The following is an 18,717-nucleotide window of genomic DNA, read 5'->3' on the forward strand; positions in this document are numbered from 1 at the left end:
AAGTCAGCCCGGTCATTGGGGTGTTATTAAAGTAGTGCGTTATTCCAGAAGGTAAGCTCGCTCATATTGGTGTAGTTACCCTCGTTGTTTGAGTTGTGTTTGATCCTGATGCGGATGTAACGTACCGCCGGAGGATTAGGATCGAAGTTTACCTTTAATGGCGCGCTGCCGTCGTCGGTTCTTTTGATCTCTTTAAGCAGTTTCCAGCCTTTGGAAATAGATTCGGCAGTCCAGCCAGCATCATTAGCTTTCAGGGTAGTAGCAGCGTTGGTAATATCCGCAATGCCCCATACTTCAAAATTATCGGGGTTGTGGCAGCAGTTACGGCCGGTTTCTTCAATAGCTACCAGGCCTTTGTACAGTGCGCCCATATCAAAAGTGATAACTACAGGCAGCGGACCATTGCCATCGCTATGGAAAATGTTAGGGAAACCCTGCGGGCCTGTACTGCCATCCCAAAGTCTGTCGATATCAGTATCTCCTTCATAAGGCTTGGCATCATTGGCTAAATAAACTTTTTTGAAGAGTTTTTTATCGCAAACAGCAACAGAATTAATGGTTGGGAAATCCTCATAGTTAGCTACATAAAAGGTGTCAAGAGCATTTACCGTTGGTTTAAAGGCTGACAGGAACTGGATCTTCGTATCCGCCTTATAGTCTGCAAGGGTAACCGACATGCTATCAGCACTAAGTTTTCCGAAACTTTCTTTCCCGGCTTTGTTAGTGTATTTTATGTTTGTGAACACATTATGAGCACTGGTATCAACCTTTAAGAAATTAAGTGTGAGCTTTCCATCGGCACTAATTCCATATGGATTGGTAACATTATACCCCCTGTTTGATAAGCCCGATTGATAAATAGGCCCATAAACTCTTACATTGTTGATATCAAGCGGAATAGAGCGGTTGCCTTTGGCATCGTACGAGAAAACAGTGAACGAATAAATGTATTCGTTCAGGTTTGGTATAACAACCGTTAAACTATCCGACGTATTGTGGTTGGTGGAATTGTAAATGATGGAATCAGCCTTGTTGTTCCAGTATATTACGTAACGGGTTATGCTGGGATCGGAGCTTGGGTTCCAGGTAAGGGCTGCGCGCAGGTTTCCGGGGCGCGAGTGTGCGTTGGCAACTGTACCCGGATACTTAACTTCATGACCGTTTAAGTATGATTCAAACTGTGTGTCTTGCTTGCTGCAACCATACAACAGGTATCCAAGCAAATAGAAAGCAGCTATTCTGACAATATTTTTCATGTTCGTTTAATCTAAATGAGTTAATACCTATTGTGGGTTACCATAAATTGAAAGCTCCATCATGTGTGCAAAGTCACCGTTTGACCACGTGTCATGCACCATAAAGCGGAAGTATTTAATAGGCGTTGAACCCGGAGGGATATTAAAGTTAACCCCTGCCGCAACAAAGTCGGCATCGGCAGCATTGGTGAAGCCGGGTGTAAGGCCCGACGGCGGGTTTGGATAATGGTAGTTACCGATATTAATCCAATCGCCAATTACGGTTCCAACAGGGGCATAGTCTGGCAATCTTACATCCTGTGGTGCGTTAATGTTTGATCCCCAAATGCTGAAATCTTTAGGGTTACCATGCGCGTAGGCATACTGATTTGGCCTTTCCCATAATACAAAGCGGCTTAATTGTGCTGATACACCCAGGCTAAAGGTAACCTGTATGGGTGCGGGTGCTCCCGGAGCAGTGTGCCAGCCGTTTGAGTAGCCGTCGGTTTTGTTATCCCAAAGATATGGTACTTCCCAGCCGTATGCGGTCGGACTGTCGGTAGGGGTTTTATATACTGAGAATTTGCTCTTATCCAGCAGTGTTTCAAATATGGGTGTGATATTTACAACGGTAGTATCAGAGATATTGCCAAACTTATCCGTTACATATACACCGAATTTTTGGGATACCGCCGGATACCCTCTTATAGAGTAATTAATGGTATCGACCTTGGTATAATGCTGATCTACAACTTCCAGTGCCTGCGTTGATTTATCAAAGGCCAATAAAATTACACCTATATCTTTTTGATTAGGGTTCATCGCCTTGATGTTTACGCCGCCAAAATCAGATGTGATAGTTAATGTTGGTTTGATGAGCTTGTAAAAAGGCGTATCAGGGTGTACTTTAACGACAAGCGGATCTGACTTTACGTTAGCCCGGCTCACCGAGTAAAGAGTTACCTCGTATTCCTGGCTTTTGGCAAAACCATCAACCGTAACGGTATCTGAGTAATAGCTCGATTTTGTTTGGCGTGTAGTTTTATCATTGATGCGGTACTCGGCCTGCACGTATAGCAGGTTATCTGAGTTTGGCAAATCGTAGGTAATATAAGCACCGCCGTTAAAGTTTTTAACTTTAACATTGGTCACTGCGGCAGGCTTGCTCATATCGGTCGAAACCTCTTTAACGTACCCGTCGTTTTTTTTGCATGAATTTAAGCACGCCATAAACAACGCTGCTGCAAGCACCAGTGCCGTTACCGAATAATTTTTAATGCGTTTCATAATTCTTATCTATGTTGAATTAATTCATTTTTATTTGATGGAGACACTTACCAATAGGTAGTTTGTACCAGGTTGTTGTTAACGATCAGGTCATTATCCTTTATAGGCCAGAAGTAGTTTTTTAGCCCGAAAACCGGCGTTAACACGGTATGCAGCCTGTAATAGTTGCCGGCTTCGGATTCATATATATTCCAGCCCTGTAGCGGTACACTCAATACGCCCTGAATCTCTTTCCAGCGGCGAAGGTCCCATCCGCTTTGTGCCTCAAAACATAGTTCGATACGTCGCTCACGGTGTATGATATCCCGTAGTCCTTCTTTAGTTGTTGGCTTGCCCGGATTTTTTGAATAGGTTGACCATGACTCCAACACCCCTTTTAAACCTGCTCTTGCCCTTACTTTATCAATATAGTTGTAGGCGTCGGCAGTTGGGCCGTTTGCTTCGTTCAGGGTTTCGGCATATAACAGATATAAACCGGCGAGCCTCATTAGCGGCAGGTGATACTCAATAGGCTGAAAACCATCATCATAAACTGAAAGATAATTAGCCAGCTTTTTAGGCCAGTAACCGGTAATGTTAAGGGTGTTCAGGTCTTTAGGGCCTGCCAGTGATCCCGAACCGCGTGCTTCAACATGGTAAGCCTGGTCCTGGTTGTAAATGCCGTTACCATACCAGATGCTGCCATCAAAAGCGATATTAGCATAAAAGCGGCTTTCGCGGCCATAATGCTCATTGATAGTTGTATATCCTTGAGCTATATAGTATTTATCGGCGTCGCCTGCTGTTTTCAGGGCGAAACGGTTGGCATAATCATAATCTTTATCCTCTGTTAACGGTACGCCGTTAGCAGTATAAAAAAGCTCCTGCGTTGAAATCGGAACAGCGAATGTTGACGGGTTTGAGAAGATATTAACGGCTGATTTTGGCGTTAACCTTGGTGTTGCATAGCCCTGGCATGGGAAGGTAGGGTTTAATGCCCAGATCAGCTCGGGGTTTACATCCCATTTTTCGGTAACCGCGTTTTGGATGGTTAGCTCGTTACGCAACTGATCTGAAAGGGAACCAACTGTAGGTGGTGCGACAAAGGTGTAAAGTTTAAGCCCGTTGGCTTCGCAGGCATCAATGGCAGCTTTACAGGCATCGGCGGCACGTTTCCATTTTTGCGGGTCGGCAGTACTTGAAAATAAAGGCTGGCCATCTTTGTTTTTCATGCTGGCGTAGTCCGGGTTGCCGTTGAAAAGGGGACTGGCCTGAGTGGCTAACATTTCGGCTTTAATTGATAAAGCGGTTAGCTGGGTAATGCGGCCAAGCTCTTTTGCCTGGTTGGTGATAACCGGCGGTAAATCTGGAATAGCCTCATCCAGTAATTGCACGCAATAGTTAAATACCGAATCAACCGGCGAGCGTTTTACCCTAACCTCTTCGGTGCTTGCTGTTATATCAATATTGGTTTTTACCAGTGGTACAGGGCCGTATAAGCGGCACAGGTAATAATGGTAATATGCTTTAAGGAACTTTACCTCGGCAATCCATCTTGCTTTTTCAGATGGTGAAAGATCAACAGGCTTGTCAATGTTTTCAAGCATGATGTTGCACCTGCGGATAGAACGGAACAACGCCTGCCCGCCATTTTCTCCATCCCACCAATTTACACCGGGGCTTGCGCTGTTTTGCGTGCCACGGATAAGGCTAAAGCCATTTTCATTTAGCGGGTGGTTGGTGAGGTTGTTTGGATAAATGATCTCCGATGATGTGGTGAAGCCGATATTTGATGTAGGATCTGAAAACTGCTGTAAAGTTGCATAGCAGGTAAACAGGTAGTTTTCGGCCTCATTACGGTTCCTGAACGCGTACTCAAGGGTGCCGGTATTATCTGGCGTAACATCAAGATATTTTTTACATGATGCGCCCGAAACCAGGAGACCTACCAGTAATAAAATTTTATAATATTGTTTCATAATACTAAGTATTGATCAGTAAAAAATTACAGGTTAACGTTTATGCCTAAGTTGAACACCTTTTGTATTGGGTAGGCAAAGCCATTACCGCCAAGTTCAGGGTCCCAAAGTTTAAAGGCGCTCCATGTGTACAGGTTAAGGCCGTTAAAGTAGATGCGGCATTTGGTTACATTTAAGCGCTTTAAAATAGATGGCGGTAATGAGTAACCTATCTCCACCGATTTAAGTCTGAGGAAACTACCATCGCGCATCCACCACGTACTGTTTTGACGGTTGTTTTCGATCTGGTTCCCGGTTACACCTAACCTTGGATAGGTTGCATATAAATCCTGGTTTTCTTCGCTCCAGTGACTATCAGCAAATGCTTTGATCAGCTGGGTATTGCCATATATGTACGGATCGGGGCTTTGAATGAATGGACTGGTACGGCTCGGATCGATAAAGAACGACACACGAGCCTGGCCCTGGAAAAAGCAGGAGATATCAAAGTTTTTAATCCCGGCTGATAAGCCGTAGCCATATACAATTTCGGGCACCGTTGGATAACCAATAAAAGTTTGATCGGCGCCGTCAATTTTACCGTCGCCGTTTAAGTCGCGGTATTTAATATCGCCACCACCCGGAGGAATGCCGTTGGTTGAAAAAATCTGCGAAGGGGAGTTTCTGGCTTCGTTATCGTCTACGAATAAGCGTTCGGCAATATAGCCGTATTGCCTGTTTATTTCCTGGCCTTGATGGTAACGGTAAGCTTCTTTATACTGGGGCTCTTCATAGTTACCGTATTTACTGCTGGCCAGGGTAAAGTTGCCGCGGCCCTGCAGCCAAACATCTTTGTTTATAGCGGCCTTATAATCCATTTGCAGGTCGATACCTTTTGTATCGGCCGTGCCTATATTGGCAGTAACATTTGGGTTTCCATATTGGTCAAGTGCCTCAAGACCCAGTGTTGTTGGCAGCGAACTGCGTGTTTGAAGAATATTATAACGGTGATATTTGTAAACCTCGGCTACTACATTGAGGTTTTTAAACATGGTGAACTCCAGGCCAAGATTTAGCTGGCGCGATGTTTCCCAGGTTACGTTAGGGTTTTCGTAGTTGTTAATGTAAACGCCCTCGCGCCTGTAACCGTTAAAGGTACCAAAATAGGCAGGGTTGCCGCCGTTAAGATTAACATCCGAAAGGAAGAAGAAACGTTGTGAACCGATGGCATCATTACCTACTAAACCATAGCTGGCCCTCACCTTCATGCGGGAGATAACGTCATAAAGCCCCTGTCCCCAGAATTTTTCGTCAGATACGATCCATGAACCACCAATGGTAGGGAAGAAACCATATCTATGACTTGACGAAAAGCGCTCGGTACCGTTATAACCAAAGTTAAATTCCAGGAAATAACGGCTTTTAAATGAATAAGTAGCGCGGCCTGCAAGGGTGAGGTTACGGTAAGGCAGCGAGTATTGAAGGGTTGGCCTGTCAAGTACCGGATCTTTAGCTGCCGAATAAACCGTTTGCTGGCGCGTACCTATCAATGATGCGCTCAGGTTATGGCTGCCAAAAGCGTGATTATAATCCAATACACCCTGAAAATAGATGTAGGTATTTAGGTTATCGGTGCTTGGGTCGCGGTAATAGCTTAGGTACTCGGTGGCTACGTTATTGCCGGTTGGCTGCGGGTTAAGCCAGGTTAAAGTATATTTATTAGTGGCTTTATCGTAGGTATTTACATTATAGTAAAATGGAGAGTAACCCATTTGCGACTGAAAGTATGAATACCTGTTGGTATGGAATAAGCCATGAAAGTTAAGCCCGTCGGTTATAAAATCCAGTTTCTGATTTAACTCCAACTGGGCAGATAACCTTGATTCTGAATAATTTTTATGGCCACGCAATAACGCAGCATATGGGTTATTATATGCGATGGCATTTGATGTTGACCCTGCGTTTGCTGGTGCCGCGTTACCGAACAGGATGTGCTTAACATCGCGGTTGGCCGAATCTGCGGGGAAGTAAGCAGGGAACAATACCGGGCTGGTGTGTACGGCAACGTTATAAAGGTCGGTCGAGAATGAAGCATCGGCAGTAAGAGGGCCATTATACTCATTGAATGAACCGGCAAGCCTTACAATAAGCTCGGTGCTTTTACTTAAGTTGATATTAACGTTTGACCGCAGCTGGTAGTTTTCAAACTTTACGTTGTTGTTGTTATTGTTGGCAATATCCTGCCTCAAAATGCCATGGTCAACATTGTATGAGCCTGACACATAGTAGCGGGCTACGTCGCCGCCACCGCTTACGCTCATATCTGCACGCTGCGTAGCTGTGCGTTTTTTGAAAAGCATATCCAGCCAGTCCACGGCAGGGTAAACATATTTATTGCTACCGGGTGCATTACTGAGCGTTGCTTCGGTATTTAATATTTTATTTTGAGAGAAGGGGAGCGGGCTTAACGGATCGCGGGTTATGGTAGCTTCGTTAAACAGCTTCATATAAGTGATAGGATCGGCCAGCTGCAGCGTTTTGGCCGATTGCGATATGGAGTTTTCCACACGTACATTGATCTTGGCTTTGCCAATTTTACCTTCTTTGGTGCTTACTAAAATTACACCGTTGGCACCACGCGCACCGTAAAGTGCAGTAGCACTTGCGTCTTTCAGTATCGAAAAGCTGGCGATATCATCAACCTGCAGGCGGGCAAGGTCGGTTGTGGAAAGTTCAACGTTATCTATCAAAATAAGCGGATCTTTTTTGTAACCAAAAGTGGTTACACCGCGGATAAAGAAACTGGAATTATCCTGCCCTGGCTGGCCGCTTGGCTGAAAGGCGATGATACCTGCAACCTGTCCGGCAAGTGCATTGGTTAAGTTACTGGCGGGTATTTTCAGGTCGGCGGGTTTAACGGTGGTTACCGAACCTACTACGGCTTCTTTTCGTTCTTTTTTGCCGTAGGCCAATACCACAACCTCATCGAGGCCGCGTTTGGATTCTTTAAGCACAATATTTACTACCAGCTTACCGGTCGAAACGGTGAAGGTTTGATCAATAAAAGTTACGTACGATACTTTAAGGATAGTACCGGGCTCGGCATCTATCACAAACTTGCCGTTAACGTCGGTAGTAGTGCCCAGGTTTTTGCGGTTGACAGCCACAATATTGGCACCTGCAATTTTGCCGCCCAGTGTGTCGGTCACGAGGCCGGTAATGGTTACCTTACTTTGCGCGTGTGTAAATTGCGCTGAGCAGATAAAACTCAGTAGTAATAATACAAAGCAATAAAAACCCGGTGCAGGCCTGTGAAACTGTCTAGGCTCCCGCCGGTTTTTGATCCGTTGGTAAAATTCTTTCATAAAAAATGGTTTGATAATGGTTCTTTATTTTTGAGATTTGGTTGATGGGTTTATTGGTTTCAGGCACCGTTTAAATGCGCAAATGGTAAAAGGTTTTTCCAATGGTAAAAGGATTGATCATTTTTAAAATATGTTAAGTTGACAATTAAAAGTTTTGAGCTGCGTTTACAGCGTATTGCTGTTTTTTAAAAAAATCAATTGGTTAAAAAATAGAGTACCTGGCACGTGTTCCCCTTGCTGTTTTTGTTGCTATCGGTTTCAATTTTCAGGCTGAGCGTATGCGGGCCTTTTTTGAGGTCGGTACTAAAGGTTACATACCAGGGCAGATAAATCCATGAGCTGAACTCTGTGTACAGGTCCATCTTTTTTTCAATGCCACCATCGATATTGTAGCTGATGATTCCTGCATCAGGCCCGGATACAATGGCCATGCCTATAGCGGTGCCGGTAAATGGCAATGTTAATGATGAGCCCGGTTTTGTGGCAATAAGCATTGGTTTGTGTACAAAACCTTCGCGGGTGCTCAGGTTATTGTTGGGTGCCCAATCGGGATTAAAGGCCCATCCGTTCAAATTTTTTGCGTTTTGAATACTGTAATAGCGGCCATTATTGAGGTTAAGCGCGTTAAGCGGTTTGGGCAAGGGATTTGCTTTAGTAGCAGCAGCCGGCTGTTTGTTAAAACATGAATTGAGCAGGCTTTTTATGGTGGCGAAGTAAAGTTCCTGTCCGTAAATCGCTGGGTGCAAGTCTTTAAAATCATATTGCCATGAAAACTCATGGTTATTAAGTTTATCCGTAACCTCTTTGGCCAGGTTAATGGATGGCAAGCCATAATGTTCTGCAATTAATTCGTGATTTTTGATTTGCATCGGGATTTTGCCATTGTTGTAATCTTTGATCTTATCCGGATCAACAAATGACATCATGACGATGTCAATCAGCGGATTGGCTTTTTTTGCATGCCTTACAATTCCTTCGAGGGCCTGTACCTCGGTAAGGCTGTCCAGTCCGTTCACGTTATCGTTTACCGCGGCTTCAACAAACATCAAATCAACCTTGCCCGAATCAAGCACATCCCGCTGTAAACGGAATGCATGCGGTACACTACCTAACGAGGGTATGCCGGCCTGTATAAGATGAAAACTGGTTGCGGGAAAACGTTCGGTAAGGTAACGGCTTATCTTTTCGCGCCAGCCGGGGTTATAAGTAATTGATCCGCCTAAAAAAGCTACTGTAGCTTTCTTGCCTGCACTGAATACACTAAGACTGTTGGCCAAGCCGTTACGGGTTATAAAGTAATCGGTATATGGCAGCACTTTTTTTACAGGATAGCAGTAGCTTATGATCATATCAGCCCAGTGCCCGGGATTTTCGATAGGGAAGTGGTGCCCGTTCAATTCCTGCGGACCGGCAGTTACCGGATATATCATCATCGGCCCGCCTAATGCGGTATAACGTTGAGCAAGGATGTTGGTGTTTTCGGCATTGGGTACCAGTTTATCATTGATACCTATGATATGCATAACCGGTACCTTAAAAGCAGCAAGGCCGTCAAGGTTATCAATAGGATTGTCTTTGTAATCAAGCGCTTGTTGTTCGGTAAAGTGATACACCTGTTGCAGCTGTTTCCACAGAGCGGCATCGCCCGGGGCACTTAGTTTACCTCCCGGCCAGCTTTCAATATTGCAAACAGGGGCTTCATTATAAATGCAACTAATTTTATCAGGATTGCGTTTGGCCCAGCCATATACATATAAACCGCCACGACTAACGCCTTCAAGGGCAACTTTGGCAGCGAAAGCTTGTTTAGCTGTTAAATACTGATAAAAAGCATCCCAAACCTGCAATGCATAGGGGCTGCCATATTGATCATCAACATTTACGAAAGCTACATGAAAGCCTTTGGCTAACAGGATACTATCAATATCGGTATGCCAATCCGGAAATGAAGCCCGCCAAACCCATGGATTACCTTCGAGCGCCTTTTTAGGTTTTACATAATAAGCTTTGTGGGGGCCTATGGTAATATTAACACGTTCAAATCCCTTCCAGGTATCGTTAGGTGCATTTTGAATAGTATATACGGCGTGGGTATTGCCCGCACTTACATTTTCATGATCTTGTGCTGAGGCAATACCGGCCGTGAACCCAAATAATAGCGTAATTAGTAAAGTTTTAATCATTCAATTTTGGATATAAAAATTCCACTTCAAAAACTTCGTCCTTTTTTTGGATTCTGGTTTTTGATTAAAAAATGTTTTGTAAACTTTTAGTAGCTGGCGTTTATAATCAAGGGTAAAAATATGGAGGGTATTGGCAATAAATTGTACTTAAATTGATTTGTTTCGATACTATTTTGACATCGGTTTTTTGATTTTGAGTAAAAAATGACTTACTGAAACAATTTAGTTGTATTAAGTGTAGTTTTCACAACAAAATAATATTGAAACGCAAAAAGTTGCGCAATATGGTATTGGCTACTTTTAGTTAATGGTTCATTGTTGATGGTTCACGGCAGCATCAGGTGCAGCGAACGCTCAGAAACTTGCGAGGTATTTAAAACTTCGTAAGCTTAATAAGTAGGTTAGTGTCCTATTGCTGTCAACTGTGGTTCTTCGGATTCATTCGAATAAGTTTTGTTTTTTACCATATAGCCTTTAATTCCGTAATATAGTACGTACACATAGCAAACCAGTGGTGCAATGAATGCCATCTTAATGCCTGAATGATCTGATATCAAGCCCATTATTGGCGGAATAATGGCTCCGCCTACAACTCCCATGATGAGCAGTGATGAAGCTACCTTGGTATAGTCCCCTATGCTTTTGATGCTAAGCGTAAAAATGATAGGATACATCACCGAGGTAAACAGTCCTACTATTGACAGTGAAATTATGGATAAGTAACCGCCGGTAAGTACCGATATCAATATCAGCGTAAATGCTCCGATACTGCATAGGGTAAGCACTTTATTGGGTTTAACCTGCTTAAGCAAAAACGCACCCAGCAAGCGCCCGGTTAAAACCAGCGCCATGTAAAGTGTAATAAACAGGGCCGATTTTTGCTCGGTAATACCAGTAATATTCAATGATTTTGTATAGCGAATGATAAAACTCACCACGCCAACTTCGGCACCCAAATAGGCAAAAACTGCTAATACGCCCAGCATAGTATGCCTGAATTTAAATACTCCCGATAGTTTTTGACGGTTGTTACCCTCATGGATAACCGGCAATTTCAAAAAATAAAGTACCACGCAAAGGGCAATAAATAGCGCAGCCAGTGTCAGATAGGGTGGGATAACCAAATGCGCCTCGTTGTTTAAAAACGCCTTTAGTTGTTCGGGGCTAAAGGATTGGATAAGCTTTGCAGGGATATCCTTTTCGTGCAATAAAAATTTAGAACCGATGAATGGCCCTATAGTGGCGCCCATTGAACCAACGGCCGCAGCTAAGCTTAGCCGGCTCGACGCATGATCCGGATCGCCAAGTTTTGAAATATAGGGAGTAGCCGTAACCTCCAGTATGGCAAAACCCGATGCCATGGTAAACAATGCCAGCAGGAACACAGGATAATACCTGGTGGTTGCTGCCGGATAAAATATGGCAGCTCCAATAGCAGCTAATATAAGCCCGGTAAGCATCCCGGCCCTGTAACCCATGTTTTCAATGAAACGCCCTGCAGGCAAGGCCATCAAAAAATAAGCCCCAAAAAATGCCGACTGGATTAGTGACGATTGCAGGTCGGTTAGCTGGCAGGCACGCTTGAGGTGTGGAATAAGCACATCATTGATATTGCGGCTCAGGTTCCAGAAAAACATCAGGCTCATTACTATCAACAGCGGAGCCAGATATTTTGATGCATTACCATTGATTTTGTTCATGGTTAATATCTTGTTTTATCGTCTGTATCCAAGTTCGGCGCCACCGCTTACGGGCATAATGCAGCCGGTTACAAACCGGGCCGCGTCCGAAAGCAGGAAAACTGCGGCATCTGCTACTACATCGCCCTCAGGGCAGTAACCTAATGCATGGATATCGTTTAAGTATTTTTCTATCGATCCTGGATCGGGTTGTTCGGCAGCCCATTGTTTAAGCAATGGTGTCCATACGCCGGCAGGCGAAACAGCATTTACCCTGATACCATATTGTGCATAATCAAGCGCCATTGATTTGGTTAGGGCATTGGTGCCGCCTTTAGCTGCTGTATAAGCAGCATGCAGGCTTTGACCTATATCCCCGGCCATACTGCTGGTGTTTAAAATGCAGCCTTTTGAAACTTTGAGCAGATCAATACCATATTTGGTTGTCCAGAACAGGCTTTTGAGGTTAATGCTCATAAGTGCGTCCCATTCGTCTTCTTCGGTTTCATCAACCGGTTTTGAGGGATGGGCTATAGCGGCATTGTTATGAATAGCATCAAGCCTGCCGTAGTGTTTCCGTATGGCATCGAAAGCAGCCTTTACATCAGCCGCCTTTGATACATCACCAGGAATACCTTCATGGTTGCCACCAAAACGGTCGAGGGTTTTATACAGGGCGCGCTCATTTACATCCATTATAAAAACGGTTGCTCCCTCACGGATATAAGCTTCGGCACAGGCCAAACCAATGCCCGATGCCCCTCCGGTAATAAATATTACTTTGTTTAATAATTGGTTCATCTTTGGTTTTTAGCTGGTTACAAGGTCGCTGCTGTTGCCTGCTTCGGCAGGTACGGCGTAATAGCCCCCGCTAATATTGGCCGGATTTTTAAAATACTTGGCCAAATGCGGTATATGTTCCAAAAATAAGTTTTCGTGTCCAATAGCCACATGGTTGAACAGCACTAAGTGTTGATGGATCTGCCCCATGTCGCCAACGTGCGGAACTACCGGTATGTTGAATTTTTTTGCCAGCAGGCTTATCGTCAAAAACTCGGATACACCGCCAACACGCACGCAATCAACCTGGCAAAAATCTATGGCGCCGGCCTGAAAAAAGTTTTTAAATATGATTTTATTAGGGATATGCTCGCCCGCAGCGATTTTAAGGGGCGCAATATCTTTAGCTAATGTTTGATGCGCCAAAACATCATCAGGGTGCGTGGGTTCCTCTATCCAGTAAGGGTTTATGCTGCTCAATTCTTTACAAATAGAAATAGCCTGAGGCAGGTTCCATTTTTGGTTGGCATCAAGCATAATGGTTGTTTTGTTGCCGGCTTCGGCCCTAACCAGCTTTGCCCTGCGGATATCACGTTGCGGATCATCTGAGCCAACTTTTAACTTCATGGCGGTAAATCCCCGGTCAATGGCGCGTGCTACGTTCTCTTTGATCTTCTCATCCGAATAATTAAACCAGCCCACTGATGTATCATACGCCTTATAACCTGTTTGCAAAACGCCGTTGCGTAATGTGCGGCCTGTAAAATTGCCCTTTAAAATATTTTCTGCTTCTTCAACAGTCAATACATCTTCAAGGTAGTTGAGGTCGAGCGTTGCCACCAGTTCTTTCGGGCTTAAATCAAGCAAAAGTTTCCAGAGCGGTACCTGGCGACTCTTGGCCCAAAGATCGAAGCATGCATTTACTATAGCTGCAAGGGCTAATTGCATAACGCCTTTGTGCGGACCCAGCCAGCGGTAGGTGGGCGAATCCAGTATCGAACGGTAAACCGAACCAAAATCGGCCATAAGTTCCTCAATTTCTCGCCCCTGTAATGTTTCGGAAAGGTATTGGATGGCTTTGCATACCAGGTCATTACCGGCACCAAGGGTAAAGGCCAGGCCAATGCCTTTTACGCTACTATCGGTATGCAGTTCGCAAATGGCATAAGCATACTGGGTTGAATCGTTTACTGCATCAGAGCCGGCGCCATTGCCTAAATTAAAACGCTTGTCGGTAACTTCAATTTTATTGATATACATGTAGGTAAATATATTTTGCAAATAGTTTCAGGCCGTTCTATGTCGAAAAGCCCTAATGAAATTTTGTTCCTTGTGTTTATAAATCGGTTTATTATACCTTTCCGGATAAGGTATGGTGCTGTAAAATTAGTGCCGTTTGATTTTTTACTTTCACTTTAATTGGCAACTTTCGATAGTATTTTTGCTTATATTTAGCTTTTCTCTTCATGTTTTGTTAAAATGAAACCAATTTTAGCCGTATTGTCTGACGGGGTACAGTCGGATGACCTATTTGTTGCACGGGAGGTGAAACTTCCTTTTTTCTCAAGTGAGTTCCATTTTCATGAAGAATGCCAGTTGGTGCACATTGTAAAAGGCTCGGGTAAGCGCATCATCGGCGATCTGGTTGATTATTTTGAAAGCGGCGAGCTTATTTTTCTTGGTTCAAATATTCCGCATGTTTGGCATAATACCCAGGAACAACCCAATGAGGATGACCCTGAACATTATGCGCATTCACTATCTATTCACTTCAATCCGTCAAAATTGCTCATGAATCTTTCGGCATTTGGTAACATACGCAAAGTGGAGTTGTTTTTAAGTAAGGCGCAAAGAGGGATGGAGCTAAAGGGTAAAAGCCGTGATATGGTAATAAAACTGATGTACCAGATAGTACAGCAGGAAGGGTTGCAAAGGATCATCACCCTGCTCGAGATCCTCAATATCATGAGTGCAGACCCGGAGCATAACCTGCTGGCCAGTATCAACTATATCAACTATTATCAATATCATGATAGTAAGCGCATGGACCAGGTATTTAAGTATATCTTTGATAATTTCAGAGAGGATATTTCACTAAATACCATTGCCGATGTGGCTAACATGAACACTTTTGCCTTTTGCCGGTTTTTTAAGGCGCGTACCCAAAAGTCGTTTACTCAGTTTGTAAATGAAACAAGAATTGGTTATGCCTGCAAACTGCTAAGTAATAAAGATTACAGTATTACAGATATAGCCTATGAATGCGGCTTTAATAATGTATCAAACTTTAACCGCTTTTTTAAAGTGATTAAAAAGGTAAGCCCGCGCCAGTACCGGAACCAGATTTTGTCTTAGTATATGATAGTTACTTACCGGCGAAGTGAGCTTTCGCTGCAAGGTGACTTACTTCCTTAAAAATGTCCCTCACCTTACCTTCAGAATGAAGCCGGCGGAGGCTCGGTTATGCACTTCTGCATCCGGCAGATCTCATCTTGTATTGATGGTAGTAACAATTCAATTACAAATCCATTCCTGCTAAAAATAAAAGTGTAATTAATACACAGTGAGTTTTTTAAATAGTAATATTGTGTTAGCCAATTGTTGAACAGCCTTTTTAGCGATACTGCATTTCATATTTTTTGCCTTGTTTATAAATCCTTTTAGCAAGGCGATGGGATTAATGCTGCTTTTATGGCTATTCATTAAAAATGTAAACCAATAATAACCTCAAACATGTCATTAAAAACAAAACTCACCTTCGTTTTTTTGACAGGATTAACTTTCCTGCTCTATTCCTTTAAAAAACCATCTGATAAGCCGCGGGTGCTGGTGTTTTCAAAAACTTTAGGCTGGCACCATTCATGTATCCCGTTTGGGATAGCGGCCATTCAAAAATTAGGTAACGAGAATGGCTTTGATGTGGATACCACCACCAACTCTGCTAATTTTAACGACGATAATCTGAAGAAATACCGGGCAGTAATATTTAACTGCACTACAGGCAATGTGCTTAATGCGGTTGAGCAGGCAGCTTTTGAACGTTATATACAGGCAGGCGGTGGTTTTATGGGTGTACACTCTGCGGCTGATACCGAGTACGACTGGCCATGGTACGGCAAGCTGGTTGGGGCTTATTTTTCAAGCCATCCTAACAACTCTAATATCCGGAAGGCTACTATTGATGTAACCGATAAAAGCCAGCCGGCCACCGCCAACTTGCCCACAAGGTGGGAGCGTACTGACGAATGGTACAATTACAAATCTATATATAGTGGCATCCATGTGCTGGCAAGCCTCGATGAAAATACTTACGACGGTGGCACCAACGGCGCTAATCATCCCATAACCTGGTATCATGAGTTTGATGGCGGCCGGGCATTTTATACAGGCTGCGGCCATACCGACGAAAGCTACAGCGATCCCCTGTTTTTGGGGCAAATGCTCGGCGGGATCAAATACGCTATGGGCAGTGGCAAACCGCTTGATTATGGTAAATCATATTCTAAAGTAGCGCCCGATCAAACCAGGTTTATTAAAACGGTGCTGGTAAGTAACATTGCTTCGCCTATGGAACTGTCGGCAGCAAAGGATGGTCGTGTGTTTTTCACCCAGTTATTGGGCAATTTTTCCGTTTATAATACAAAAACCAATAAGTTTAAATTAATCCATAAATTCCCGATCACCTATGAAGGCGGCACGGGTGTTATCGGCCTCACGCTCGACCCTGATTTTGACAGGAACCAATTTGTTTATATCTACTATATGCCCGCCGGGCAAACCATTGAACCGCTTAACTTCCAGCTTTCGCGCTTCAAGTTAAGTCCGGCGGATGTGCTCGACCTTAAATCGGAGAAAATCCTGCTTAAAGTACCGGTACAAAAGGTGAGCGGTGCTCACCATGGTGGTTCGCTGGCCTGGGATAAGAATAAAAACCTGTACTTGTCAACGGGTGATAGCTCAAGCCCCTTTCCTTCTGATGGTTATGCACCGCTGGATGAGCGCCCCGGAACGGAACATTACAGCCTTGACGCGCAGCGGAGCGCCGGCAATACCAACGATTTTAAAGGCAAGATCCTGCGGATCCACCCCGAGGCTGATGGAACTTACACCATCCCCGAAGGAAACCTTTTCCCGAAAGGGATGGCTAAAACCAAGCCCGAAATTTATGTTATGGGCTGCCGTAATCCATACCGGATTGCGGTAAATCCTAAAACATCGGTTTTATACTGGGGCGAGATTGGGCCGGATGCAGGTAAAGATTCACCGCGCGGGCCACGCGGGTACGATGAGTTTAACCAGGCGCGCAAAGCAGGAAACTTTGGCTGGCCATATTTTGTGGGCAACAACTTTGCTTACTCGCACTGGGATTTTGTGAATGCCAGGCCAGGGCCAAATTTTGATCCTAAAGCACCGGTAAATAATTCGCCGAATAACACCGGCTTAAATATACTACCTCCTGCTACCCCGGCCATGATCTGGTATCCTTACGCCGCTTCCGACGAGTTTCCGGAGTTGGGTATGGGAGGCCGTTGCGCCATCGGCGGCGATTTTTATGAGTTCGATAAGCATATTAAAAACCCGAACAAATTCCCTGAATATTATGACGGCGCCTTGTTTGTGGCCGACTGGATGCGCAACTGGGTGATAGACCTGAGGTTTGATAAAGATGAGAACTATTTACGCAACGAAGCCTTTATGCCTGCCAACGGCGATTTCCGCCGACCAATTGATATGGAGTTTGGCCCGGATGGCGCCCTGTATATGCTGGAGTATGGCTCGGTTTATGGTGCCCAAAATGAAGACGCCCGTTTGGTTAAAATTGAATACAATACCGGTAACCGTGCGCCGATTGCTAAAGCAAGTATTTCGGATACAGCGGCATTTAATAAATTCGCCAAAACCAGGTTTTTAACCGCGGAGTTAAAAGAGTTTCCTGCTAAAAAGGAAATAGCCGGCCAGGCCCCGCTTAAAGTAACTTTCAGCAGCCAGAACAGTAAAGATTTAGATGACGACGATAAGATCACTTATCAGTGGTTGTTTGATGGTAAAACTGTTGGGGCTGCCACTCCATCGGCAAGTTATACTTTTACTAAGCCGGGTGTTTATAAAACCATATTGAAAGTAACGGATAAGGGCGGCTTGTCCGGTCGGGATACGGTAATTGTAAGGGTTGGCAATACCAAACCCGAAGTGACCATAGCCAGTGCTGATAATAAATCATTCATCTGGAAAGGCAAGCCTTTCCGCTACCATGTAGTGGTTAGTGATAAGGAGGACGGTAAAATAGATCCCAAAAGGGTAAAATTATTTTATATCTACAACCCGCAGCCCTCGGCCAATAGTACCACACAAAACTTAACGGCTTTGTCAACTACCGAGGTAAGCTATCCGGGTAAGGGGCTGATGGCTAATAGTGATTGCAAATCGTGCCATACTGTTAATAAAACTGCCGTTGGGCCAAGCTTTTTAGCTATTGCAAAACGGTACAAAACACAAAAGGGAGCTATTGATCAGCTCTCCAAAAAGATAATTGCGGGCGGCGCGGGTAGCTGGGGTACCGAGCATGTAATGAGCGCGCATCCGCAACTATCAAATGCCGATACGCGAGAAATAGTGAAATACATTTTTTCGCTTACGGATAAAAAGAGCCCGGTATTGCCTTTGCTCTTAACCGGAACACTCAATCTGAAATTTAATGATGCCGAACCGCGCGGAGAATACACACTGCTGGCATCTTATACCGATAAGGGCGGTAAAGTTGTTGGTCCGCTGAAAGCTACGGATATGGTGGTGTTGCGGAATGCTGCAGAGAAGGCTGTTTATGCCGATGAGTTGAAAGGCTTTAATAGATTTAAAGATGACCTGTCGGCGGGTAACCATAAATCATATGTACTGTTTAGGAATATTGACCTGACCAACATTAGCAAGTTTGCTTATAAATATGCTTCGAAGGATTATGACGGGGAGATAGAGGTGAGGCTCGATTCGCAGGCCGGGCCGGTGATCAGCTCTGTGGCTTATTCAACCACGGGTTCCTGGGATAAAACCGGTGAAGTAACCGGGGTGTTGGGTAAGCCAGTAAGGGGAAAACATGATGTATATTTCTTCGCCATAAAACATTCTAAACCGAGTGATGGTATTTTAAATTTAAAGGATATTCAGTTTGTTGAGTAACGATTTCGAAGCGCAAAAACATGCAACCTCTGAAAGTGAAATGACAAAGCAGCTAAAGACTTACGAAGTTTTTAAAA

General features: G+C 44.2%; 10 protein-coding genes. 2 read left to right on the forward strand and 8 right to left on the reverse strand.

All coding sequences use genetic code 11. The features are described from left to right. Positions 1 to 26: 26 nt before the first annotated feature. The 8 genes from BLS28_RS18935 to BLS28_RS18970 form a co-directional block, all read right to left on the reverse strand. Positions 27 to 1,256, reverse strand: coding sequence for a DUF4998 domain-containing protein (locus tag BLS28_RS18935; protein ID WP_091171098.1), 1,230 nt, complete (start codon positions 1,254 to 1,256; stop codon positions 27 to 29). Positions 1,257 to 1,283: 27 nt separating this feature from the next. Next, positions 1,284 to 2,522 carry a DUF5000 domain-containing lipoprotein gene (locus tag BLS28_RS18940; RefSeq protein WP_091171126.1) on the reverse strand — a complete coding sequence of 413 codons (1,239 nt, stop codon included), beginning with the start codon at positions 2,520 to 2,522 and terminating at the stop codon, positions 1,284 to 1,286. 47 nt (positions 2,523 to 2,569) lie between these two features. After that, the gene (locus BLS28_RS18945) at positions 2,570 to 4,480 is read right to left on the reverse strand and encodes a RagB/SusD family nutrient uptake outer membrane protein (RefSeq protein ID WP_091171129.1); all 1,911 of its coding nucleotides are present in this window, start codon (positions 4,478 to 4,480) and stop codon (positions 2,570 to 2,572) included. Positions 4,481 to 4,506: 26 nt separating this feature from the next. Beyond that, positions 4,507 to 7,824, reverse strand: coding sequence for a SusC/RagA family TonB-linked outer membrane protein (locus BLS28_RS18950; protein WP_091171132.1), 3,318 nt, complete (start codon positions 7,822 to 7,824; stop codon positions 4,507 to 4,509). A 194-nt stretch (positions 7,825 to 8,018) separates the two neighbouring features. After that, entirely contained in the window at positions 8,019 to 10,007 is a 1,989-nt protein-coding gene (locus tag BLS28_RS18955) for an SGNH/GDSL hydrolase family protein (RefSeq protein ID WP_091171135.1), read from the reverse strand. Between the two features lie 401 nt (positions 10,008 to 10,408). Continuing rightward, on the reverse strand, positions 10,409 to 11,707 hold the full coding sequence (fucP, locus tag BLS28_RS18960) for an L-fucose:H+ symporter permease (RefSeq protein WP_091171138.1): 1,299 nt from the start codon (positions 11,705 to 11,707) through the stop codon (positions 10,409 to 10,411). Between the two features lie 15 nt (positions 11,708 to 11,722). Continuing rightward, positions 11,723 to 12,487 (reverse strand): SDR family NAD(P)-dependent oxidoreductase, encoded by a 765-nt coding sequence (locus BLS28_RS18965; RefSeq protein ID WP_091171140.1) that lies wholly within the window; start codon positions 12,485 to 12,487, stop codon positions 11,723 to 11,725. A 9-nt stretch (positions 12,488 to 12,496) separates the two neighbouring features. Then, the gene (locus BLS28_RS18970; protein ID WP_091171143.1) at positions 12,497 to 13,726 is read right to left on the reverse strand and encodes an enolase C-terminal domain-like protein; all 1,230 of its coding nucleotides are present in this window, start codon (positions 13,724 to 13,726) and stop codon (positions 12,497 to 12,499) included. A 219-nt stretch (positions 13,727 to 13,945) separates the two neighbouring features. Between BLS28_RS18970 and BLS28_RS18975 the strand changes: the two genes are divergently transcribed. Further along, on the forward strand, positions 13,946 to 14,821 hold the full coding sequence (locus BLS28_RS18975) for an AraC family transcriptional regulator (protein ID WP_091171146.1): 876 nt from the start codon (positions 13,946 to 13,948) through the stop codon (positions 14,819 to 14,821). Between the two features lie 378 nt (positions 14,822 to 15,199). After that, positions 15,200 to 18,640: a ThuA domain-containing protein gene (locus BLS28_RS18980; RefSeq protein WP_091171149.1), complete on the forward strand. Its 3,441-nt coding sequence runs from the start codon at positions 15,200 to 15,202 to the stop codon at positions 18,638 to 18,640. The last annotated feature ends 77 nt before the right edge of the window (positions 18,641 to 18,717 follow it).

Origin of the sequence: Mucilaginibacter gossypii (assembly GCF_900100945.1) — a bacterium.
GTDB lineage: Bacteria > Bacteroidota > Bacteroidia > Sphingobacteriales > Sphingobacteriaceae > Mucilaginibacter > Mucilaginibacter gossypii.